This is a genomic window from Micromonospora sp. NBRC 110037 (assembly GCF_001652995.1).
Taxonomy (GTDB): domain Bacteria; phylum Actinomycetota; class Actinomycetes; order Mycobacteriales; family Micromonosporaceae; genus Micromonospora; species Micromonospora chalcea.
The window spans coordinates 504,102-528,573 of the sequence record NZ_BBVA01000002.1 but is presented as its reverse complement, the minus strand read 5'-3'; the positions used below and the strand labels follow the sequence as shown (position 1 = coordinate 528,573).

Annotated in this window: 6 protein-coding genes; 3 read left to right on the top strand and 3 right to left on the bottom strand. The window is 76.0% G+C overall.

Annotated elements, in window-relative coordinates:
* Positions 1 to 12 precede the first annotated feature (12 nt).
* Together A4R25_RS02290 and A4R25_RS02285 are read right to left on the bottom strand one after the other, a co-directional pair.
* Positions 13 to 1,575 carry a bifunctional 3-(3-hydroxy-phenyl)propionate/3-hydroxycinnamic acid hydroxylase gene (locus tag A4R25_RS02290; RefSeq protein ID WP_064445422.1) on the bottom strand — a complete coding sequence of 521 codons (1,563 nt, stop codon included), beginning with the start codon at positions 1,573 to 1,575 and terminating at the stop codon, positions 13 to 15.
* A gap of 70 nt (positions 1,576 to 1,645) precedes the next feature.
* Complete coding sequence (locus tag A4R25_RS02285) at positions 1,646 to 16,531, bottom strand: type I polyketide synthase (protein ID WP_064445421.1); 14,886 nt, start codon at positions 16,529 to 16,531, stop codon at positions 1,646 to 1,648.
* A 225-nt stretch (positions 16,532 to 16,756) separates the two neighbouring features.
* Here A4R25_RS02285 and A4R25_RS02280 point away from each other — a divergent pair, with 225 nt between their 5' ends.
* Positions 16,757 to 17,590, top strand: a complete 834-nt coding sequence (locus A4R25_RS02280) for a hypothetical protein (protein ID WP_231915406.1) — start codon at positions 16,757 to 16,759, stop codon at positions 17,588 to 17,590.
* On the top strand, positions 17,571 to 18,608 hold the full coding sequence (locus A4R25_RS02275; protein WP_043329873.1) for a 3-dehydroquinate synthase: 1,038 nt from the start codon (positions 17,571 to 17,573) through the stop codon (positions 18,606 to 18,608). The genes A4R25_RS02280 and A4R25_RS02275 overlap by 20 nt, the downstream gene beginning before the upstream one ends.
* Positions 18,609 to 18,709: 101 nt before the next feature.
* On the opposite strand, the gene A4R25_RS02270 is transcribed toward A4R25_RS02275, so the two are convergent.
* Complete coding sequence (locus A4R25_RS02270; protein ID WP_064445420.1) at positions 18,710 to 19,900, bottom strand: hypothetical protein; 1,191 nt, start codon at positions 19,898 to 19,900, stop codon at positions 18,710 to 18,712.
* A gap of 816 nt (positions 19,901 to 20,716) precedes the next feature.
* On the opposite strand from A4R25_RS02270, the gene A4R25_RS02265 reads away from it, so the two are divergent.
* Positions 20,717 to 24,400, top strand: a complete 3,684-nt coding sequence (locus A4R25_RS02265; protein WP_064445419.1) for an amino acid adenylation domain-containing protein — start codon at positions 20,717 to 20,719, stop codon at positions 24,398 to 24,400.
* Positions 24,401 to 24,472: the final 72 nt, after the last annotated feature.

Genomic DNA, 24,472 nt, shown 5'->3' with positions numbered 1-24,472 from the left:
GGTGGATGCCGATCAGCCGCGCCGGATCTGCCGGCGCAGATCCTCGACGAGCGCGGGCACGACGGCCGGGTCGGCGGCGGCGCCGAAGACGTAGAAGTCGGGCCGGACGAGCACCGCCACCGCGTCGTACCGCTTGAGGTGGGGCAGGTACACGTCGTCGAGGTCGAAGGCCGTCGGCGCGGCGCCGGATCCGGGTACGGGCGCGCCGGCGGGAACGATCCGGACGACCCGCGTGCCGAGCGTGTCCAGGAAGGCCCGGGCGTCGGCGTCGAGCAGGTCGTCGGGGTCCTCGGCGCAGAGCAGGACGAAGCCGGTGCCGACGACCTCGTCGAAGAGCCCGGCGCGGCCGTCGACCTCGACGCGGCCCTGCGGCATCGGGGCGCCGGCGGCCTCGCAGCCGCTGTGCAGGATCCCGCCGGACAGGGGCTCCAGCAGGGACCGGGTGCGCGGGCGGGCGGTACGCCGGCGCAGCTCGGCGAGCATCGCGGCGTCGCGGCCGGCCGCGGCGGCGCGGTCGGTCTCGCAGATCACCGTGCCCGAGTCCATGGACATCCGGATGGCGTGCTGCACGTGCGCGCAGCGCTCCTCCTGGTAGGTGTCCAGCAGGGCCTCGTCGGCGAGGCCGCGGTGCACCAGGTCGAGCTTCCAGGCGAGGTTGAGTGCGTCGCGGAAGCCCGAACTCATCCCCTGCCCCATGAACGGCGGCATCACGTGCGCCGCGTCGCCGGCGAGCAGGATCCGCCCGGAACGCCAGCGCCCGGCCGAGCATGCCTGGGTGGTGTAGACGCCGTACCGCTCCAGGGTGGCGTTGTCGGGGGTGATGTCGAAGAGGCCGAGCAGCCGCCACACGTTGGCGGCGCTCTCGAACTCCTCGCGGCTCTCCCCCGGCACCCGCATGAACTCCCACCGCCGGTGCCCCGGGCCGGCCGACACGGCCGTGCGGGGCCGCGCCGGGTCGCAGACCTGCAGGTTGTTCGGCTTGAACTCGCGGGCCTCGTGCGGGACCACGTCGCAGACCAGCCAGTCGTACGTGAAGCCGAGGTCGGTGACGCCGCTGCCCAGGTGCTCCCGCACGAAGCTGTTGGCCCCGTCGCAGCCGATGACCCAGCGGGCCGCGCGGACCTCCTCGCCGTCCGGGCCGGCGATGGTCACCTCGACCCGGTCGTCGTGCTCGACCAGGCCCGTCACCTGGTACGGGCGCAGCACCGTGACACCCGGCAGCTCCGCGCCCCGCTCGGCGAGCAGCGCCTCCAGTCCCGGCTGGTAGAACGAGACCGAGTCGGGCCAGCCCATCGGGCCGTCGCCGGTGACCTTGACGTGCAGCAGGGTCCGGCCGAAGCCGTTCTTGAAGGTGTACTCGCCGGACGACTCCACCACCGGCCCGAGGCGGTCGGCGACGCCGGCGGCGGCCAGGACACGGCTCGCCTCCCCGTCGTACGACACCGCGCGGGGGAAGTTGTAGGGAGTGGCCCACCGCTCGACCGCCGTGACGGTGAGCCCTCGCTGCGCCAGCAGGATCGTGAGCATCTCACCGACGGGGCCGTAGCCCACGATCAGGACGTCGGTCGTCAGCATCGGTATCGGTTCCTCAGGGGTCGGTCGGACACGGGGTCGGCTTGCGGCGGGCGGGGCGGCCGGACGGCCATCAGATGCCGAGTTCGGAGTCGATGAGGTCGAACAGGTCGTCGTCGCTGGCCAGTTCGAGATCGAGGTCGGGATCGCCGCCCGTGCCGGCGCGCATCGTCCGCCACTTGGCGATCAGCACCTCCAGGCGCGACCCGATCTGGTCGTGCAGCTCCGGTTCCACAGTGGCCTCGGTCAGCGAGCGCTCCAGGTTCTCCAGGTCCGCGAGGACCGGCGGGGCCGCCGGTCCGGTGTCCGGCGCCAGCTCGGACACCAGGTACGTGGCCAGCTCGTTCGGATCCGGGTAGTCGAAGATCAGCGTGGCCGGCAGGCGCAGGCCGGTGGCCGTGGTCAGCCGGTTGCGCAGCTCGACGGCGGTCAGCGAGTCGAAGCCGATCTGGCTGAACGCCCGGCCCGGGGCCACCGCCACCCGGCTGCCGTGCCCGAGCACGCTCGCCGCCTGCTCGCGTACCAGGTCGACCACGAGGGTGTGGCGCTCGGGCCCGTCCAGCGCCGCCAGCTCGTCGGCGAGCGTGCGCCCGCCGCCGGCCGGGGTGGCCGCCCGCGCCGTCGGCCGCTCCCGGCGCAGCAGCCCGCGCAGCAGCGCCGGGGGCCGCTCGGCCCGCTCGCCGAGCGCGGCGACGTCGATCCTCGTCGGCACCAGCACCGGCTCGGCCAGCCGCAGGCCCGCGTCGAACAGGGCCATCCCCAGCTCGGACGGGATGGCGAGCTGCCCGTCACGGGCGGTGATCCGGGGATCGGTCCGGTCCAGCTTGGCGGTCATCTCGCTGGCCTGCTCCCACAGCCCCCAGGCGAACGACCGGCCCGGCAGCCCCTGCGCACGGCGGGCCAGGGCGAGCGCGTCGAGGAACGCGTTGGCCGCCGCGTAGTTGGCCTGACCGGGGACGCCGAAGACTCCGGCGCCGGAGGAGAAGAGCACGAACCCGGCGAGGTCGAGGTGGCGGGTGAGCTCGTGCAGGTGCCACGCGGCGTCGAGCTTCGGCGCGAAGACCGTGTCGACGCGCTGCGGGGTGAGGGCGGTGACCACCCCGTCGTCGAGCACCCCGGCGAGGTGCACGACGGCGGTCAACGGGTGCCGCTCCGGTACCGCCGCCAGCACCCCGGCGAGGTTGTCGCGGTCGGACACGTCGGCCGCCACCACCGTGGCCTCGGCCCCCAGGGCCCGCAGTTCGTCGAGCGCCTCGGTCGCGCCGGGGGCCCGCTCGCCGCGGCGGCTGACCAGCAGCAGCCGCCGTACGCCGTGCGTCTCGACCAGCCGCCGGGCGACCAGCCGGCCCAGGGTCCCGGTGCCGCCGGTCAGCAGCACCGTGCCGTCGGAGTTCCACGCCCGGGGCATGGTGAGCACCACCTTGCCGACGTGCCGGGCCTGGCTGACGTGCCGGAACGCCTCCGGCGCCTGGCGGACGTCCCACACCTGGGTGGGCAGCGGGGTGAGCGTCCCCCGTTCGAAGAGCCCCAGCAGAACGACCAGCATGCGCTGCACCTCGTCGGGCTCCTGCAGGGTCAGGTCAAAGGCGGTGTAGGCCACCCCCGGATGGTCGACGGCGACGCGGGCGGCGTCGCGGATGTCGGTCTTGCCCATCTCGACGAACCGCCCGCCGCGCGGCAGCAGCCGCAGCGAGGCGTCGACGAACTCGCGGGCCAGCGAGTCCAGCACGACGTCCACGCCCCGGCCGCCGGTGGCGTCGGTGAAGCGGGTCTCGAAGTCGAGGGTCCGGGACGAGGCCAGGTGCTCCTCGTCGAGACCGAGCGCGCGCAGGGCGTCCCACTTGGCGGGGCTGGCGGTGGCGTACACCTCGGCCCCGAGGTGGCGGGCGAGCTGCACGGCGGCCATGCCGACGCCGCCGGCCGCCGCGTGCACCAGCACCGACTCGCCCCGGGTGAGCCCGGCCAGATTGACCAGCCCGTGGTACGCGGTCAGGAAGACCACCGGCACGGACGCGGCCTCGACGTACGACCAGCCGGCCGGCATCGGGGCCAGCAGGCGGCGGTCGGTGACCGCGACGGGTCCGAAGCAGCCCACGAAGACACCGAAGACGCGGTCGCCGGGGCGCAGGTCGGTCACCTCGGCGCCGACCTCGACGACCTCGCCGGCGCCCTCGCCGCCGAGCGGGCCCGCGTCGCCCGGGTAGAGACCGAGCGCGTTGAGCACGTCGCGGAAGTTGAGGCCGGCGGCGCGGACGCGGACCCGGACCTCGCGGGGGCCGAGCGCGGCGTCGGCGGCGTCGGTGGCGACCAGGGTGAGGTTCTCCAGGCTGCCGCGCACCGGCGCGTCCAGCCGCCACGCGGCGGCGGGCGGTGCGGGCAGCTCGCCGGCCGACCCGGCCCGCGCCAGCCGCGGCACGTACGCCGCGCCGACCCGGATCGCGGCCTGCGGCTCGTCCGCCGCCAGGAGGGCGGCCACCTCGTCGGGGCCGATCCCGTCGCCGTCGACGTCGACGACGACGATCTGGCCCGGGTTCTCCGACTGGGCGGAGCGCACCAGGCCCCACGCCGCCGCGGCGGCCGGGTCGGTCACCTCGCCGGCGTGGTGCACGGCCACCGCGCCCCGGGTCACCAGCAGCAGCCGCGACGCCGCCCAGCGGGGCTCGGTGAGCCAGCGCCGGACCAGGTCGAGGGCCTGCACGGCGGCGTGGCGCGCCGCGCGGGGGGTGGGCTGCGCGGGGTGCGCGCCGAGCGGCACGAGCACCGCCCCGGGCAGGGCCAGTCCGGCGTCCACCGCGTCGGCGAGCCCGTCCAGCCCGTGGTGCAGCGGGAACCCGTCCAGGCCGGGGGCGACGGCCACGGCGTCAACCGGGGTGGCCGTCTCGACGGGCGGCAGCGGCGTCCAGTCGACGCGGAACAGGGCGTCGCGGGTGGCCCGGTCGTCGGTGACGGCCAGCTCGGTGGTGGAGATCGGGCGCATCGTCAGGGCGGCCACCTCGGCCACCGGGGCGCCGGTCGGATCGGCGACGGTCAGCGCGATGGCGTGCGGCCCGACCCGGGTCAGCCGTACCCGCAGGGCGGTGGCCCCGGTGGCGTGCAGGCTGACGCCGTTCCAGGCGAACGGCAGCAGGAGCTGGCCGGCCCCGGCCCCGGCGAGACCGCCGAAGTGCGCGGCGTGCAGGGCGGCGTCGAACAGGGCGGGGTGCAGGCCGTACCGGTCGGCGTCGACCCGCTGGGCCGCCGGCAGCTCCACCTCGGCGTAGACCTCGTCGCCGCCGGTCCACACCGCGCGCAGGCCCTGGAAAGCCGGCCCGTACGCGTACCCGTCGGCTTCCAGGCCGGCGTAGAAGCCGGTCAGGTCGACGGGCCGGGTGTCGGGCGGCGGCCAGGCGGTGAGCTGCGGCGACACCGCGGGCTGGTCGGCGCGGAGGGTGGCGCTGGCGTGCCGGGTCCACGGCTGTCCCGCCGGCGCGTCGGCGGGCCGGGAGTGCACGGTCACCGGCCGGCGTCCGTCGCCGGCGCCCGCGCCGACCGCCACCTGCACCTGCGTCGCGCCGTCGGCGGGCAGGGTCAGCGGGGCCTCGATGACCAGCTCGTCGAGGAACGGGTGGCCGACCTCGTCGCCGGCGCGCAGGCAGAACTCCACCAGGCCGGTGCCGGGCACCAGCGCGCTGCCGGTGACCCGGTGGTCGGCCAGCCACGGCTGCGCGTCGGCCGACAGCCGCCCGGTGAACAGGTGGCCCCTCGTCTCGGCCAGCACGACCGACGCGCCGAGCAGCGGATGACCGGCGGCGTCCAGACCGGCGGCGCCGACGTCGCCGGGGCCGGAGACCGCCCGGGGCCAGTAGCGGCGGTGGGCGAACGCGTACGTGGGCAGGTCGACGCGCCGGCCGCCGGCCAGTGCGGGCCGCCAGTCCACCGCGACCCCGGACACGTGGAGCTGGGCCAGGGAGAGCAGGAACCGCTCCCGGCCGCCCTGGTCGCGTTGCACCGAGCCGACCACCACGGCATCGCCGTCGTGGTCGGCGAGGGTCTCCTCCACGCCGACGGTGAGCACCGGGTGGGGGCTGCACTCGACGTACGTGTCGTGGCCCTCGGCGGCCAGCGCGCGGATCGCCCGTTCCAGCTCGACGGGCCGGCGCAGGTTGCGGTACCAGTAGTCGGGCCCCATCTCCTCGCCGTCGAGCCAGCGCAGGTCGGTGGTGGAGAACAGCGGCACGGCGGCCGGGCCGGGGGCGATGCCGGCCAGCACCTCGGCCAGCTCGTCGCGGATGCGTTCCACCTGGGCGGAGTGGGAGGCGTAGTCGACGGCGATGCGCCGCACCCGGGCCTGCTCGCCGGCCAGCTCGGCGAGCAGTTCCTCGACCGCCTCCGGCTCGCCGGAGACCACGACGGCGACCGGCCCGTTCACGGCGGCGACCGAGATCCGCTCACCGAAGCGGGCGATCCGGTCGCGGACCGTGTCGGCGGGCAGCGCGACGGAGGCCATCGCCCCGTGCCCGGCCAGAGCCCGTAGCGCGCGGCTGCGCAGCGCCACCACCCGGGCGGCGTCGGGCAGGGAGAGCACCCCGGCGACGCAGGCGGCGGCGATCTCGCCCTGGGAGTGGCCGACCACGGCGGCCGGCTGCACGCCGTACGAGCGCCACAGCTCGGCCAGCGACACCATCATCGCGAACAGGGCGGGCTGCACGACGTCGACCTCGTCGAGGCCGGGCGCGCCCGGCGCCTGGCGCAGCACGTCCAGCAGCGACCAGTCCAGGTACGGCCGCAGCGCCGCGTCGCAGGCCGCCATGCGTTCGGCGAACACGGGGGCCTGGTCGAGCAGGTCCAACCCCATGCCGAGCCACTGGGAGCCCTGCCCGGGGAAGACGAAGACGCACCGGCCGGTGGGCCGCGCCTCGCCGCGCGTGACCGCCGGGTCGGGCCGGCCCTCGACGAGCGCGTCGAGGGCGTCGGCGACCCGCTGCGCGGACGCGGCTACCAGCACCGCTCGGGAGTCGAAGGCGCCCCGGCTGGTGGCCAGCGACCACGCCACGTCGAGGGGCCGCTGGTAGGGGCGGGCGGCGAGGTGCTCCCGCAGCCGCCGCGCCTGGCCGGCGAGCGCCTGCGGGGTACGCGCCGACAGCAGCCACGGCAGCGCGCGCTCCTGCGGCGGCTCGGATTCGGCGGCCTCCGGCGGCGCCTCGGCGACCGACTCGACGATCACGTGGGCGTTGGTGCCGCTGATGCCGAACGACGAGACGCCGGCGCGCACCGGCCGGTCCGCCGCCGGCCACGGGCGGGCCTCGGTGAGCAGCTGCACCGCTCCCGAGTCCCAGTCGATCCGCGAGCTGCGGCGCTCGGCGTGCAGGGTGCGGGGCAGCCGCCCGTGCCGCATGGCGAGGACCATCTTGAGCACGCCGGCGACGCCGGCCGCGGCCTGGGTGTGCCCGAGGTTGGACTTGACTGAGCCGAGCAGCACCGGCGCGGCGCCGGCCGGGCGCTGCCCGTACGTGGCGAGGATCGCCTCCGCCTCGATGGGGTCGCCGAGCGACGTGCCGGTGCCGTGCGCCTCCACCACGTCCACGTCGGCGGCACTCAGCCCGGCGGCGGCGAGCGCGGCCTTGATGACCCGTTCCTGCGACGGCCCGTTCGGGGCGGTCAGCCCGTTCGACGCGCCGTCGGAGTTGACCGCCGAGCCGCGCACGACGGCCAGCACGGGGTGGCCCCGGCGGCGGGCCTCGGAGAGCCGCTCCACCACCAGCATCCCGACGCCCTCGGACATGCCGAAGCCGTCGGCGTCCTCGGCGAACGCCTTGCACCGCCCGTCGGCGGCGAGACCGCGCTGGCGGCTGAAGCCGGTCAGCCCGGCCGGGGTGGACATCACCGACACCCCACCGGCCAGCGCCAGGTCGCAGTCGCCCTGGCGCAGCGCCTGGACGGCCAGGTGCAGCGCCACCAGCGACGCCGAGCAGGCGGTGTCGACGGTGACAGCCGGCCCCTCCAGCCCGAGCGCGTACGCGACCCGGCCGGAGAGGACGCTGCCGGCGGTGCCGGTCAGCAGGTGCCCCTCGTCGGCGGTGACCTCGCCGTCGTCGGAGACGACACCGGGGGCGACCCGGTCGGCGTAGTCCTGCCCGTGGGTGCCGGCGAAGACGCCGGTGCGGCTGCCCCGCAGGGTGGCCGGGTCGATGCCGCCGCGTTCCAGCGCCTCCCAGGAGGTCTCCAGCAGCAGCCGGTGCTGCGGATCCATGGCGAGGGCCTCGCGGGGGCTGATGCCGAAGAACTCGGCGTCGAAATCGGCGATGCCGGTGAGGAACCCGCCGGAGCGCACGTACGTCCGGCCGGGCGTGCCGGGCACCGGGTCGTGGAGGTCGGCCAGCGGCCAGCCCCGGTCGTCGGGCAGGTCGCCGATGACGTCGTCGCCCGCGTCGAGCAGCCGCCACAGCTCCTCCGGGGAACCGATCCCGCCGGGGAAACGGCAGGCCATCGCGACGATGGCGACCGGCTCGTCCAGGGCGACGGTGCTCGCGTCGGCGACCTCGGTGGCGGCGGTGCCGAGCAGCCGGGCGTGCAGGTGCGCGGCGAGCAACTCGGGGGTGGGGTGGTTGAACACGGCGTGCGGGGCGAGCCGGACCCCGGTGACGGCGGTGAGCCGGTTGCTCAGCTCGACGGCCATCAGCGAGTCGAAGCCGAGGTCCTTGAACGGGCGGCGCGGCTCGACCTGCTCGGGGCCGGTGTGCCCGACCACTGTGGCGCACCGGGCGCGTACGAGGTCCAGCAGCAGTTCGGCGCGCTCGGGCTCGGCGAGTTCGGCCAGCCGGTCGGCGAAGCCCTTCGCGGCGGCGGGCGCGGAGGCGGCGTTGACCGCCCGGCGGGGCGGCGGGGGCAGCAGCGCCCGCAGCAGGGCGGGCACCTCGCCGGAGGTCCGTACGGCGGCCAGGTCGAGCCCGATCGGCACGAGCGCCGGCCGGTCCACGTGCAGGGCGGCGTCGAACAGCGCCAGCCCGGCGGCCGTGTCGAGGGGGCGGGTGCCGCCGCGGGCGAGCCGGGCCAGGTCGGCGGGGCTGAGCCGGCCGGCCATCCCGTCCTCGGCGGCCCACAGCCCCCAGGCCAGGGCGCTCGCCGGCCGGCCCTGGGCACGGCGGTGCGCGGCGAGCGCGTCGAGGAACGCGTTGCCGGCCGCGTAGTTGCCCTGGCCGGGGCTGCCGAAGGTGGCGGCGGCCGAGGAGAAGAGCACGAACGCGGCCAGGTCGAGGCCGGCGGTGAGCTCGTGCAGGTGCCAGGCGCCGTGCACCTTGGCGCGCAGGGTCCGGGCCCAGCGGGTCGGGTCGAGGTCGGTGAGCAGGGCGTCGTCGGTGGCCCCGGCGGCGTGCACGACGGCGACGAGCCGGTCGGCCAGCGGGGCGATGACCTCGGCGAGCGCCGCCCGGTCGGCGACGTCGGCCGCGACCACCCGCACCGTGACGCCGACGTCGGTCAGCGCGGTCGTCCAGTCGCCGGCCCGGCCGCTGCGGCTGACCAGCACCAGTTCGGTGACGCCGTGCGCGGTGGCGAGGTGGGTGGCGACGTGCCGGCCGATCCCGCCGGTGCCGCCGGTGAGGAGCACGGTGCCGCCGGCCAGGGCCGCGAGCGGCGCGCCGGCCGGGGGCCGCTCGACGGGGCGGAGGCGGGGCAGCAGTGCGCGGCCGTCGCGGACGGCCACCTCGGGTTCGTCGTCGGCGGCGGCCAGCGCCGAACGGATGGCGGCGTCGTCGGTGGTGTCGAGGCTGAGCAGGAGGAAACGGTCGGGCTGCTCGGCCTGAGCGACGCGGAGCAGCCCGGCCACGGGGGCGTGCACCGGGTCGCCGTCGCGCACGGCGAGGGCCAGGCGGGTGGTCTCCGCGCGGGGGTCGGCCAGCCAGGTCTGGAGCACGTCGAGCACGGCGAGGCCGACGGCGTGCGCCCGGTCGGGCACCGGCCGGCCCGGCTCGCCGTCGCCGACCCGCAGCACCAGCAGCGGCGGCAGCGGCCCGTCCGGCGGCGTGCCGTCGGCGAGCGTCCAGGAGGGCGCCGGGGTCGCCGGGAACGCGGCGGGCAGCCAGTCGACGGCGTACAGCCCGGCGGGGGTGGCCGCCGGCGCCGGCGGGTCGGCGGGCGGCAGGTCCACCGGCCGCAGCACCACCCGGTCGGCGTCGAGCACGGGCCCGCCCGCGTCGTCGACGGCGCTCAGCGTCACCGCGTCCGCCCCGGCGGGGGCCAGGCAGACGCGCAGCGCGTGCGCCCCGACGGCGTGGCGGCGCACGCCCGCCCACTCGGTGGGCAGCAGCCGGGCGGTGGGCCCGGCGTCGGCGACCGACGCGAAGCCGGCGAGCGGGAGCAGGCGCAGGGCCGCGTCCAGCACCAGCGGGTGCACGCCGTACCGCTCGGCGTCCGGGTCCCGGGCGTCGTCGGGCAGGCGTACGTCGACGTAGAGCCGGTCGGCGGCGACCCACGCGGCACGGGCCAGCTCCCCGGCCGGCGCGCGGTGCGGCGGGGCGCTCAGGTCCACCGGCCGGGCCCCGGCAGGTGGCCAGGCGGGGGCGAGGGCGCCCCGGCCGCTCTCCGGGTCGACGGGTGCGAGCAGGGCCTCGGCGACCTCCCGCCAGGGCAGCCCCTCGCCGGCCCGGACGTGACAGTGCGCCACCCGGCGTCCGTGCTCGTCCGGCGCGCCCACGTCGATCTGCACCTCGAGGGTTGCCTCGGCGGGCAGCGGAACCGGCTCGGGCACGCGCAGCCGCCGCACGCTCGGGGCGCCGAGCCGGTCGCCGAGGTGGGTGAGCATGTCCAGCAGGGCGGTGGCGGGCAGCAGCGGCGCCGTGCCGTCGCCGGGCGCGGCCAGCCACGGCGAGGTGGCCGTGGCGATCTGCCCGGTGCAGACCACCTGCCCGGTGCCGGCGACCGCCAGCAGGCCGCCGAGCAGCGGATGCCCTGCGTCGGCCAGTCCGGTGCCGACGGGACCGCCGGCGCCGGTGGGAGCGGGCAGCCAGTAGTGCCGGCGCTGGAAGGCGTACGTGGGCAGGTCGACGCGGCGGTGCGGGCCGGGGCCGGCGAGGGCGGCACGGTCCACCGCGACGCCCCGCACGTGCAGCCGCGCCACGGCGGCGAGCAGCGCCTCGGCCTCGCCCGCGGTGCCCCGTACGGCGGGGACGAAGGCCAGCTCGTCGGCCTCGGCGACGAGGCAGTCCTGAGCCATCGCGGTGAGCACACCGGCCGGGCCGATCTCCAGGAAGGTGGTGACGCCCTGCCCGTGCAGGGCCCGTACGCCGTCGTGGAAGCGGACGGTGCCCCGCACGTGCGCCACCCAGTGCTCGGGCGAGCAGAGCCGGGCCGGGTCGACGGGGTGGCCGGTCAGGTTGGACACCACCGGCAGGTGCGGGGTGCGGTACGTGAGGCCGGCCGCGACCGCGCGGAACTCGTCGAGCATCGGGTCCATGCGCGGCGAGTGGAACGCGTGCGACACCCGCAGCCGGCTGGTGCGGCGCCCGGCCGCGCGCAGGGTGTCCGCGACGGCCAGCACCGCGTCGGTGTCGCCGGACAGGACGACGCTGGTGGGGCCGTTGACGGCGGCGAGGCCCACCCGGTCGGTCAGGTGCGCGGCGACCTCGGCCTCGTCGGCCTCGACGGCGACCATCGCGCCCCCGGCGGGCAGCTGCTGCATCAGCCGGGCGCGGGCGGCGACCAGCGCCGCCGCGTCGGCGAGGGAGAACACCCCGGCCACGTGCGCGGCGGCAAGCTCGCCGACGGAGTGGCCGAGCACCGCGTCGGGGCGGACCCCCCAGTGCTCCAGGAGGCGGTAGAGCGCCACCTCGAAGGCGAACAGGCCCGGCTGGGTGTACAGGGTCTCGTCGAGCAGTTCGGCCGGTGCGGTGCCCTCGGCCGCGAGGACGACGTCCGCGACGGGGAGCGGGGCGTGGCCGGCGAGGCAGCGGTCGAGTTCGGCGCAGGCCGCGTCGAAGGCGGCCGCGAAGACGGGGTACGCCGCGTGCAGCTCGTGGCCCATGCCGGCGCGCTGGCCGCCCTGCCCACCGAAGAGCAGGCCGAGTCGGCCGTCGACGACCCGGCCGGTCAGCACGCCCGGCAGGTCCGGGTCCGGTCCGCCGCGGGCCAGCGCGCCGAGCCCGGTCCGGGCGGACTCCGCGTCGCCCACCAGCACCACGGCCCGGTGTTCGAGAGCGGCGCGGGTGGTGGCGAGGGCGTGCCCGGTGTCGGCCGGGTCGGCGTGCGCCCCCGGCCCGTCGAGCCAGGCCAGCAGGCGGGCCGCCTGGTCACGCAGCGCCTCGCCGGAGGCAGCCGCGAGCAGCCACGGTACGGGCGGCCGAGCGGTGGCGGGCGGCGACTGCCGGGCGGCGTCCCCGGCGGCGGTCGGCGGATCGGCGGGGGCCTCGACGATGACGTGGGCGTTGGTGCCGCTGATGCCGAACGACGAGACGCCGGCCCGGCGGGGCCGGCGTACGTCGGGCCACGGGCGGGCCTCGGTGAGCACCTCGACCGCGCCGGCGGACCAGTCCACCTCGGACGTCGGGGCGTCCACGTGCAGGGTGCGCGGCAGTGTCCCGTGCCGCATCGCGAGCACCATCTTGATCACCCCGGCGGCCCCGGCGGCGGCCTGGGTGTGGCCGAGGTTGGACTTCAGCGAGCCCAGCCGCAGCGGTTCGGCGTCACCGCGGCCCACCCCGTACGTGGCGAGCAGCGCCTGCGCCTCGATCGGGTCGCCGAGGGACGTGCCGGTGCCGTGCGCCTCGACGGCGTCCACGTCGGCGGTGGAGAGCCCGGCCGCGTCCAGCGCCCGGCGGATGACCCGCTCCTGGGCGGGCCCGTTGGGGGCGGTCAGCCCGTTGGACGCGCCGTCGGAGTTGACGGCGGAGCCGCGCAGCACGGCGAGGACGGGGTGCCCGTGCCGGCGGGCGTCGGAGAGCCGTTCCAGCAGCAGCACGGCGACGCCCTCGGACCAGCCGGTTCCGTCGGCGCCGTCGGCGAACGCCTTGCACCGGCCGTCCGGGGCGAGCCCGCGCTGCCGGCTGAACTCCACGAACGCCTGCGGGGTGCCCATCACCGCCACGCCGCCGGCCACGGCGAGCGAGCAGTCCCCGGCGCGCAGGGCCTGGGCGGCAAGGTGCAGCGCCACCAGCGACGACGAGCACGCCGTGTCGACGGTGACAGCCGGCCCCTCCAGCCCCAGCGCGTACGCGACCCGGCCGGAGACGACGCTGCCGGCGGTGCCGACGCCGAGGTAGCCCTCGGTGCCGGGCGGCGCCTGGCGCAGGTTCGCGGCGTAGTCGTGGTGCATGACGCCGGTGAAGACGCCCGTGGCGCTGCCGCGCAGCGAGGTGGGGTCGATGCCGGCCCGCTCGAACAGTTCCCAGGACGTCTCCAGCAGCAGCCGCTGCTGCGGGTCCATGGCGAGCGCCTCGCGCGGGCTGATCGCGAACAGGGTGGCGTCGAAGTCCGCGGCGCCGGTGAGGAAGCCGCCCACCCGGGCGTACGAGGTGCCGGGGCGGTCGGGGTCGTCGGAGAACAGGTTCGCCAGGTCCCAGCCCCGGTCCGTGGGGAACTCCGTGAGCCCTTCCCGGCCCTGGTCGACCAGCTCCCACAGCTCCTCGGGGGAGGCGACGCCGCCGGGGAGCCGGCAGGCCATGGCGACGACGGCCACCGGATCGTCCCCGGTGGACGGCGCCACCGCCGGGTCCGTCGTGGGAGCGGCCTGCGCGGCGGCACCGCGCAGCCGGGCGGCGAGGTGCCGGGCGAGGGCCTGGGGGCTGGGCCGGTCGAACGCGGCCGTGGCGGAGAGCCGTACCCCGGTGGCCCGGGCCAGCCGGTCGCGCAACGCGACCGCCGCGACCGAGGTGAAGCCGAGTTCCTTGAAGGCGCGGCCGGGGCGGACCGCGGCCGGGCCGGGCAGCCCGGCCACCTGCGCGGTGGCGGCGCGGACCAGGTCGAGCAGGAGCCGGTCCCCCTCGGCGGTGGTGAGCCCGGCCAGCCGGCGGCGCAGCTCGGCGGCGTCCCGGTCGTCCGTGGCGTCGCCGGGCTCGGCCACGGGCCCGCGCCAGGCGGGGTGCGCGGCGTCGGCGTGGCCCGCCGGGCGGGCGAGCACGACCAGGTCGGCGCCGTCGTGGGCCACGTCGAACGCGGCGAGGTCGGCACGGACGGCCGCCGACGCGGTGCCCGCTGCGGGTCCGGTCGCCGCCGGCCCGCGCTCGGCGGGCCCGGTCGTGCCGACGAGCCGGGCCGGGTGACCGGCGGCCCGGCGGCGGGTGGCCAGGGCGTGCAGGGCGCCGACGGCCGAGGCGGCCCGTTCCCGGCCCGCGGCGCCCAGCAGGAGGGCGGACGGCGCGAGGACGGTGAACGCGGCCCCCGGGTGCCGGCTCGCGGCGTCCAGCGTCGCGGCGAGGCCGAGCAGCCGGGCTGCGGCCTCGGCGTCGGCCAGGTCGTCGTCGCACGGGCAGAGGAAGACGGCGCCGAACGCCTCGTCGCCCGCCCGCTCGGCGGGCAGCGGAACGGCTTCCGCACCGGCGGAGGTGAGTTCGGCGGCCAGGTCCGCCAGGGCCGGGGCGGGCGTCGCGCCAGTGTGCAGCAGCCGCAGCCGGCGGGCGCGGTGCGCGGCGACGAGGTGCCGGGCCAGCGCGGCGCCGGTCGGTCCGTCGGCGCCGGTGACCAGGACGGGGCGCTCCGGGTCGGCCACGGTCGCCGGCCGTCCCGGCACGGTCGCCGGGGCGGGCACGAGGGCCGCGTGCCGGGCCGCCCCGGCCCGCAGGGCGACCTGCGCGGCGCCGGCGTCCACGACGGCGGGCAGCAGGGCGAGCGAGCGGTCCGCGGCGTCGTGGTCGACCAGCACGATCCGGTCCGGGTACGCGGCCTGCAGGCTGCGCCCGACCGCCCAGACGGCGCCGGCCGCCGTATCGGGCCCGGCCCACCCGGCGGCGTCGCCCCCGGCGGCGGCTCCCCCGGCGACGTCTCCCGCAGGGGTCTCGCCTGCGGCGGCGTCTTGCGCGGGGGCGTCGCCCGCGCTGCCGGCACCGCTCGTGCCGGGGCCGTTGGCCGCGTCGCCGGCCGGGCCGGTCAGCAGCATCAGCCGGGTGCCGGCGAAGCGGTCGTCGTCGAGCCAGCCACGCAACCGGTCGGCGAGGTCCGCCGCGTCGGCGTCGGCCGGCCCGGCCAGCAGTACCGTCACGTCGGGCGCGTCGGGAGTCTCGCGCAGGGTGGCCAGATCCCGGTGGGCCCGGAACCGCTCCCCCGGCGACGCCGCGCGCAGCGGCTCCACCAGCGGTTCGCTCCCGGCGCCGACGAGCGCCCAGCGGCGGGCCGGGGCGGCGGCGTCCTGCGCGGCCGCCGGGACGGGCGCCGCCACCGGCGGTACGGCCGCCAGGTCCAGCGGTCGCCAGGCGAGCAGGCTGAGCGCCTCGTGGTGGCTGCCGTTGACCGCCCGCAGCCGGGCCGGCCCGTCGAGCAGGAGCCGGCGGGTGACCTTGCCGGACGCGGTGCGGGGCACCTGCCCGATCTCGTACAGCGCCTCGGGGACCTTGTGGTAGCTGAGCCTCTCCCGGCAGGCCGCGTACCCGGCACGGGGGTCGAAGCCCTCCGGCCCCGGGACCACGAACGCCACCGGCACCTCGCCGAGCACCTCGTGCGGCCGGCCGGTCACCGCCACGTCGGCGACGCCGGGCACCGCGCGCAGCGCCTCCTCCACCTCGCCCGGGTGGATCTTCTCCCCGCCCCGGATGATCAGCTCCTGGTGGCGGCCGGTGACGAAGATGTTGCCGTCGGCGTCGCGGCGGGCCAGGTCGCCGGTGCGGTACCAGCCGTCGCGCAGGGCGGCGGCGGTGACCTCCGGCAGGCCGTGGTAGCCGAGCATGACGCTCGGACCGCTGACCCAGACCTCCCCCTCGGCGCCGGTCGGCACGTCCAGACCCGTCTGCGGGCTGACCAGGCGCACCTCGACGCCGGGCACCGGGCGCCCGCAGGAGCCCTCGACCCGGGGCTGCTCCGGCCGGGTGACGGCGATCGAGCCGCAGGTCTCCGTGCTGCCGTACGCGTCGAGCAGCGGCGCGTCGAAGACCTCGTCGAACGCCCGCCGCAGCGCGCCGGTGGTGATCGCCCCGCCGACCAGGCAGACCCGCAGGGCCGGGGCGCGGAAGCCGGTCTCCCGGGCGGCGGTGACCAGGTGGTGGTACATGGCCGGCACACCGGCGAGCACTGTGGCCTCGTCCTCGTCGACCGCGCGCAGCACGTCGTCGGCGGAGAAGCCGTCGATGAGCCGGGCCGTGGCCCCGACCGCCGTCACGCTGAGCACGCACCCGATGTGCGAGAGGCTGTGGAACAGCGGCAGTGGCCAGACCACCCGGTCGGCGGCGGTGAGCCCGGGGATCGGCACGTAACAGGCGGCGACCGACCAGAGGCAGGTGCGCTGGGTGGAAAGGACACCCTTGGGCCGGCCGGTGGTGCCGGAGGTGTAGAGCATCCAGGCCACCTCGTCGAGGCCCAGGTCGTCGCGGGCCCCCACGGACGGCTCGGTGTCGACCAGGTCGCGCCAGGCGACGACCCCGTCCGGAACCGGGTCGTCCCCGGTGACCACGATCCGCAGGGCCGGCCGGCCGGTACGCAGCCGCAGCATCTGGTCGAGGTGACGCGGGTCGGTGACCACCAGCACCGCGCCGGAGTCGTCCAGCAGATGGGCCAGTTCCGCGTCGGTGCTGTGCGGATTCACCGGCACGCCGACCGCGGCGGCCCGCGTGACGGCCAGCCAGGTCTCCACCGTCTCCACCCGGTTGCCGAGGCAGAAGGCCACCCGGTCGCCCCGGGCGACCCCGGCCGCCGCCAGGTGACCGGCCAGCCGACGGGTCCGCGCCGCCAGATCGGCGTATCCGACCGCCCGGCGGTCGTCGCGGAATGCGACCTTGTTCCCCGACCTGGCGGCGTGCGCCTCGATCAGATCGGACAACGGCTGGATCAGGTCGCTCCGAAGCATGTCACCACATCCATCCGTCGGCGAGACTCCTCATCCGCGGCGTAGACCTCGCTCGCCGTAGCGGCCCAAGTCTTCCGAGCACCCTGCCGGTGTCCTACCCCTGTCACCCCCTAAGTCGTCCCCAGTTCGGAGCGCCGATCGGGTGGTGGAACGGGCCCGCGGGCCGATGATGGGGCGACCCCCGCGGACCGTCGAATCCCGTGCTCCACCCGCCCGTCAGCCGAGGTGCCGTCGTTGGAACGCTGCTGGTTGTTCGCCCGTTCGGCCGTACCGGCCGGCGGCTGCCCGGGCACGCGGCTGACCGAGCTGGTCGGCACCGTCCTGACCGGGCTGGTCGCCGCCGCCCGCCGGGCCGATCCCGGCATGGACTGGTTCTTCGACCCGGAGGACTCCCCCGCCGGGCGGCTGAGCCTCGGCTTCCATGCCGCCCCCGCCGCGCTCGACGCGGTACGGGCGGGACTGCTCGCGTACGACCCGGGAGCGTCCCTCGCCGAGGACCGGTACGTCGTGCGCGACCCCGCGCGGGGCGGCCCGCTCGCGTTCGCGGGCAGCGAACTGGCCCTCACCCTGCTCGGCGGCGACGTGCCCTGGCTGGCCGGCGGCGAGTTGCCGCTGGCCGTGGCGCACCTGCGGCACCTGACCGGGCTGATGCCGGCGGCCGACCGCCTGGCGTTCCTGTTCCTGCACTGGCAGGAACGCAGCCAGCGGCTCACCGGCGCGCAGCGGCGGGACCTGGCCGCGCAGGCCGACGCCGGGGCGGAGAAGATCGTCCTGTCGGCCGGTGACCTACCGCTGGGCGGGGACGTGGCAGTGGCGTGGCAGCGCTACCTGGACCGGGTGACCGACGTGGTGGGCCACGACCACCCGACGGCGCCTCCCGGGTTCCTGCTGGCGCACCACGCGCAGCTCACCCACGATCGGTGGGGCATCCGGCCGGAGGTCGACTCGCTGGCCGCGCTGGCGCTGCGCCTGTCGATGGTGCGGGGCAGCCCGGCCGCGACCGCGCCGGCCCGCGTTCCGCAGAGGAGGCAGCAACCACATGCACACGCCGGTACCTGACCGTCCCGCCAGCGAGCCGGCCCGCGTCGAGGTGGCACTCGGGGAACGGTCGTACCCGGTGCTGATCGGTCCCGGCGTACGCCACCGGCTCCCGGCGGAGGTGGCGCGGATCGGCGCCCAGCGGGTCGTGGTGGTCTCGGCCCGGCCACCGGAGTGGACGCCCGACCCGGGCGTGCCGCACCGGGTGGTGCCGGCCCGCGACGGCGAGCACGATAAGAACCTGACCACTGTGGAACAGCTCTGCCGGGCGTTCGCCGAGTTCGGGCTGACCCGGACGGACGCGGTGGTCTCGTGCGGCGGCGGCACCACCACGGACGTGGTCGGGCTGGCCGCCGGCCTCTACCACCGGGGCGTACCGGTGATCCACCTGCCGACCTCGCTGCTGGCCCAGGTGGACGCCAGCGTCGGTGGGAAGACCGCCGTCAACCTGCCGGAGGGCAAGAACCTCGTGGGCGTGTACTGGCAGCCCCGGGCGGTGCTCTGCGACACCGAGCACCTGGGGACGCTGCCGCAGCGGGAGTGGCGCAACGGGTACGGGGAGATCGCCCGGGCGCACTTCATCGGCGCCGGTGATCTGCGTGACCGGCCGGTGGCGGAGCAGATCGCCGCGTCGGTGGCGTTGAAGGCCCGGGTGGTGGCCGCGGACGAGCGGGACTCCGGCCTGCGGCACATCCTCAACTACGGCCACACGCTCGGGCACGCGTTGGAGCGGGCCACCGACTTCGGCCTGCGCCACGGTGAGGCGGTCGGCGTCGGCACGGTCTTCGCGGGCCGGCTGGCCGGCGTCCTCGGCCGGATACCGGCCGACCGGGTGGCCGAGCACCACGACGTGGTGGCGGGCTACGGGCTCGACACCACGCTGCCCGGCGGCGTCGACCACGACGAGCTGATCACGCTGATGCGCCGGGACAAGAAGGCCACCTCGGGCCTGTCCTTCGTCCTGGACGGACCGGGCGGAGTCGAACTGGTCGCCCGCGTCCCCGAGGCCGCTGTGCGTACCGCACTTTCCGGCATGTGAGGCCGACACCGCCGGGTGCCCGTTCGCCGGCCGGCGCCGCGGGGGCGGCCGGGCCGGCGAACGGATGACGAGCCGCCGGAGCCGAGCCCCGGACCGGCGCGTCAGGTGCCCAGGGCCCGCTGGATCTGCGCCACCAGCACGCCGCAGGCGTACCGGTCCGCGGCCCCGACCATGCCGACGATGGTCGCCGGCAGCGGGCCGTTGTCCGTCTCCGCCGGGTCGTGGTGCATGAACACGACGAACTGCCCCCGGTCGATGAACGGCGCGAGGATCGGCTCGGCGTCGACGCCGGGGGCCAGTGAGAAGAACGTGGTCATGGCGCACGGATGCCGGCCCAGCAGCGAGCTGCGGTGCAGCAGCGAGGTGGTGGCCCCGCTGACCCGGAAGTTCGGGTCGATGACCCGCAGGGCGCCGTCGCGGCCGATCCCGGCGTCGAAGGAGCAGTAGCCCCGGTACCCGAGCTCACTGGCCTTTCGGACCCCTACGGTCAGCGCTTCGACCAGCTCTTCCGGGGGCTGGTCGTCGTCCATCACACAACCGACCCACGTCGAGGTGGGCTGCGGCAGGTGTACCGACGATCCGAAGTAGTGCACCGATCCGCTCTCGGTCACGCCGAACTGGATACCCCAGATCGTCTGGAAGGGCACCTCCTCCTCGACGATCCACTGCTCGCTCACCTGTTCCAACTGGTTGAACAGGGAACGGTTCCGCCGGTCCGCCAACCGACGGGTGAAGATCGCAATTCCGCTGGACACCTCGACCCCGGCCGGTTTGATGACCGCCGGCCGGCGGTCCCGCGCCACGATCCGGCGCACCTCGGCGGGGGTGGCGACCTGCCGGCGGGGCAGGTACTCCGGCGCGACCAGAGTCTCCAGCACGGTCTTGTTGTTGAGGCGGGCGACCAGATCCGCGGGCACCCGGGCGCGAGCGGCCCGCAGCAGCGGGTCATGCGGAGGAAACTGGAACTCCAGCGTCTCGCCCCGCTCGACGGCTTCCCGCGCGTACCGCACCGCCTGCGCGCCGGAACGGAACTTCCGCAGGTCGCTGGGCGTCTTCAGACCACTCCGGCTGAGCAGACGCAGCGACTTGTCCGCGCTGGAGCCGGTGCTGCAGATCGCCGCCGACTGGTGCGGAAGGGTCAGGTGCAGACCCGTGATCATGTCCAGGCCGTTGTGGAGAGCGGCGCCCGCGCCGGCGAGATAGGGGCTGTCGGCGGTGGCCGACGGGTCGGGCGGTCGGGCCAGGACCACCCCGTCGTGTGCGAACACCTGTACCTGGATGGGCGCCTGCATCTAGTCTCCTGACATGCCGGCCCGGTGCGGGCCTCGGGGTGGCGGTGAAACCGGTGCGCCACAGCCACGAACAGCGGAGAACGTGGCCGAAGGGGTGGGCTCCCGGTCCTGATACGGCCGCTCGGCCGCGAGAGCCGGGCGTGCCGCGTGCACCGACCGGACGGTCGTGAGCTGGACCGGCCGGGAAGCCGGCTGGCTCATGGCCAGCGTTGCGGCGGCGAGGTGCACACCGCCGGTCAGCGGTCGAGTTTCCAGCCACCGACCGGCGTCATGATCGAAAGATCATAGTCACTATGCACTGCCCCGGGATGGGCCAGACAGGCGAACGCGGACGGCTCTTTCGCCGCCGAGGCCGCCGATACTCCTAGCGCGGCCATCGACTCGGGCTGACCGAAAAGCTGTTCTTCAGAAGGGCTGGAGTCGCCGGACGGCGCTGTCGCAGCCCGCGCTGTCGAGTGCCCGGATTCCGACGGCCACGCCCCCTGCCAGCTCACATCGCCGGCCCGGCCTCGACGCGGCCGGCGGGCACCGCCGAAACGTCCCGGGCCTGCCCGGGGAGGAGATCTCCGGCTGATGCGCTAGGGGTCGACGTGCCGATCTCTAGGGGTGTACGTCACCGCACAGCGCTTCGTATGGTCGGGCCCCGTCGGCTCGTCGTTGCCACTCTCAGCGCACCGGATCGGGTGGCCCGCGAGCGGTGCCGCCCGTCGACGCGCCTCGCGCCAACCCCCGCCGTCCGGCGTACGGCATCCCGGCTGACCGATCGTCGCGGCCCTGAGCCTTTCGGTCGTCCCCTTTCGATCGGAGGTCGAGCTGTTGTCTGTCGGGTTCGATGGCGCCCAGGCCGCGGACGGCGCGGTTGCTCTGGAACTCGTGGGGGACCTGCGGAGGCCGGCGGTGTGGCCCGCGCGGGCGGCCTCGGTGCACCGGGTGCTTCCCGCCTGGCCGTCGCGCGTGACACCGGCCGGACACGTCGTGGTGGCGGGGCTCGTGGCGGTCCTGGCCCGCTGGACCGGCCAGGACGAGGTGGTGCTCGGGCTGGCCCCGGCCGGCGGGTCGGTGGCGCGGGTGGACGTCTCGGGCGACCCGGGATTCGGGGAGTTGGCGGCGCGGGTGGGACTGGCGTGGACGGCGCCGGTGGCGGGCCCGGACCGGCCGGACCCGGTGGCGGTGGAGTTCACCGACGGTCCGGTGGCGGAGACGGGACCGGCCGTGGTGGACGTCGACATGGTGGTGCGCGTGGCGGCGGACGGGTCCGTGCTGCGGGTGGACTACGCGGTGGAGGGATTCTCCGCGCAGTTCGTGCGGGGACTCGTGGATCAGGTGGTGGTGCTCGTCTCCGCCGGGACGGCGGCGCCGCAGGTCGCCCTGTCGCGACTGCCGTTGCTGGACGCCGCGGAACGGGAACGGTTGCTGACGTGGGGGCGCGGCCCGGTGCGGGAGATGCCGGGTGAGCCGATCCACGAGCTCGTGCTGAGCTGGGCGCGGCGGTCGCCGGAGGCGGTGGCGGGTGTCGCGGGCGACGAGGTGCTGACGTACGGGGAGCTGGATCGCCGGTCCGGGCTGCTGGCGGCGTACCTGCGGTCGGTGGGTGTCCGTGCCGGTGACGTGGTGTCCGTGGCGTTGGAGCGCGGGTTGTGGTCGCTGGTGGCGGCGATGGGCGTGCTGCGGGCGGGTGCCGCGTACACGCCGATGGACGTGTCGTGGCCCGCGGAGCGGATGCGGGTGCTGCTGGCCGACCACGGCGCGCGGGTGGTGTTGACGGTCGGTGCGGTAGCGGCCCGGATTCCCGCCGGGGACGGGGTCACGGTGGTGGCGCTGGACGACGGCTGGCCCGCGGTACCGGCCGGTGCGGTGGCGGATCTGCCTGCGGTGCCGGTGGACGCGCCGGCGTTCGTCATCTACACGTCGGGTTCGACAGGCACGCCGAAGGGCGTGGTGCTGTCACACGAGAGGCTGGCGAACTTCCTGGCGTGGATGACCGGCGAGTGCGCCATCGGCCCCGGCAGCCGGATGCTGCACTCGGCGGCACCGGTCTTCGACGCCGCGTTCGGGGAGATCTTCGCCGCGCTCACCGGCGGGGGCCGCGTCGTCGTGTGCCCGCGCGACGATCTGCTCGACGCGCGCCGGCTCACCGACCTCGTCAACACCCAGGGCGTCACGCACACGTTCGGACCGGCCACCAACATCGCCCCGCTCGACCCGGCCGCCTGTCCCGGCCTCCGCTGCGTCATCTTCGGCGGCGAGGCCGTCCCGCCGCGGCTGGCCCAGCGGTGGCTGACGGCGGGCACGCGGGTGGTCAACGCGTACGGGCCGGCCGAGATCGCCGTGGCGTGCACCTGGTTCGACGCGTCGGCCGGGTGGGGTGGCGCGTACGTGCCGATCGGCTGGCCGATGCCGAACCGGCAGGTCCGCGTCGTCGACGCGAACCTCGACCTCTTGCCGGCCGGGGTTCCCGGGGAGATCCTGATCGCCGGCTTTGGCGTCGCCGACGGTTACCTCAACCGCCCCGAACTGACCGCCCAGCGGTTCGTCACCGACCCGTACGGCGGCGGGCTCGCCTACCGCAGCGGCGACCTGGGGAGGTGGAACAGCGCCGGCGCACTGGAGATCCTCGGCCGGATGGACCACCAGGTGAAGGTCAACGGCATCCGCATCGAGCTGGGCGAGATCGAGAGCATCCTCGCCCAGCACCCGGAGGTGGAGACCGCAGTCGTCGTCCGCCGCGAGGACCGGGGCGTGGCCCGGCTCGTCGCGTACGTCACCGGGCGCGACGGTCGCACCCCGGCCACCGGCGATCTGCGCGATCACGCCGCGGCCCACCTGCCGAGCTACATGGTCCCCGCCGCCGTCGTCGGCCTCGACCGCTTCCCCCTCGGCGGCACCGGCAAGATCGACCGGAGTGCCCTTCCCGCACCCGGCGCCCAGCGCCCCGACCTCGGCGTGCCGTACGTCGAGCCGGCCACCGAGGGCGAGCGCCTCGTCGCGGAGGTGTTCGCGAGCGTGCTCGGCATCGAGCGGGTCGGCGCCCGCGACAGCTTCTTCCACCTCGGCGGCACGTCGTTGCAGTCCGCCGCCGTCGCCGCAGGCATCGACGAGGCCGCCGACGTGGTGGTGCCCGTCTCGCAGATCCACCGCACCCCCACCCCGCACGAGCTGGCCCGGTGGCTCGCCACCGCCCCCCGCCGTACGGACACCGGCTCGACCGCGGGACAGGCCCGGCAGCGCCCGGGACCGGTCCCGCTCGCGCAGCAGGTGGCGAAGTGCCTGATGTCGCCGCTGGAGGTCGTCGTCCCGGTCACCTGGTGGATCGAGGGTGAACTGGACCTACGAGCCCTCATGGCCGCCCTCGGCGACCTCCACCACCGCCACCAGGCCCTGCACGCCCGCTACCGGCGCACCGACCCACCAACCGCAATCATCCCACCCAACCCCGGCATGCCCCAGCTACGACTCCTCGCCGACGCCGCCACCGAACACGACGCCCTCGACCAACTCGCCGAAGCAGTACAACAACCCCTCGACTACACCCAAGGCCGCAACTGGCGCGCCGCCCTGATCCGAAACAAAACCACCAACCGAATCCTGTTCGGCATCGGCATCCACCACATCGCCTTCGACGGCTGGTCATACGGACTACTCGTCCGAGACCTCACCCACGCCTACACCGCACGACACACCGGCCACACCCCCACCTGGACACACCCCGCACCCACACTGCACCAGTCCCACGACGAATACACCCGCCTCCGCAACGCCGCCGACCTGCAAACCCAACGAACCTACTGGCGCGAACAACTACGCGACCTACCCCGCCAGGGCGAAGGCCCGGCCACCGCGCCCCTGGAGCAGGCCCTCGCCTGGGGACCGAAGGCGGGCCACACCGTCACCGTCACCCCCGAGGTGCTCGACCGCTGGGACCGGGCCGCCCGCGACCAGCGCTTCAGCCGCTCCAGCTACTTCGTGGCGGCCTTCGCCTCGGCGCTGCGCGCCATCCATCAGCAGGACGACATCGCCCTGCTGATGGTGGTCGCCAAACGCGGCAGCCGCGTCCTCGACTCCGCGTTCACCACCCGGCTCAACCTCAACTGCGTGCGGGTGCGCTTCGACGGGCCGCACGACGACAAGCTGGTCCTGCGGGTCGACGAGACGATCCGCGATCTCATGCGGGCCCAGGACGTTCCCTTCGCGGAGACCGCCGACGATCCCGCCGCCGGGCTCTCCGGCGAGGTGGTCGCGAGCCTGCCGACGTTCGTGTTCCAGGACAACGTGGTGGTGCCGCTGGAGCTGCCCGGCTGCCGGGCCGAGGAGGTCGTCGACCCGTACGCCCGGGAGGTGCCCAACGGGCTCACGGTCGAGGTGCTGCCCCGCGTCGACCATGCTCTCCTGCGCGTCACCATCCGCACCGACTACCTGCCGTACAGCTTCGCCGAGGAGCTGAACCACCACATGCTGCGCTTCCTCGAAGACGGGCCGGCGGGTACGCCCACCGCCGGCTGACCGTCCGCCCCTGCGTACCGGACCGCTCGTCGCCGCGTGGCACGCGGCCCGTTGTCCCGAGAGTTCGTGGTT

Coding starts and splice junctions, on each gene's coding strand:
- A4R25_RS02275 (WP_043329873.1), top strand. CDS start 17,571: ATGCACACGCCGGTACCTGACCGTCCCGCCAGCGAGCCGGCCCGCGTC.
- A4R25_RS02290 (WP_064445422.1), bottom strand. CDS start 1,575: ATGCTGACGACCGACGTCCTGATCGTGGGCTACGGCCCCGTCGGTGAG.
- A4R25_RS02270 (WP_064445420.1), bottom strand. CDS start 19,900: ATGCAGGCGCCCATCCAGGTACAGGTGTTCGCACACGACGGGGTGGTC.
- A4R25_RS02285 (WP_064445421.1), bottom strand. CDS start 16,531: ATGCTTCGGAGCGACCTGATCCAGCCGTTGTCCGATCTGATCGAGGCG.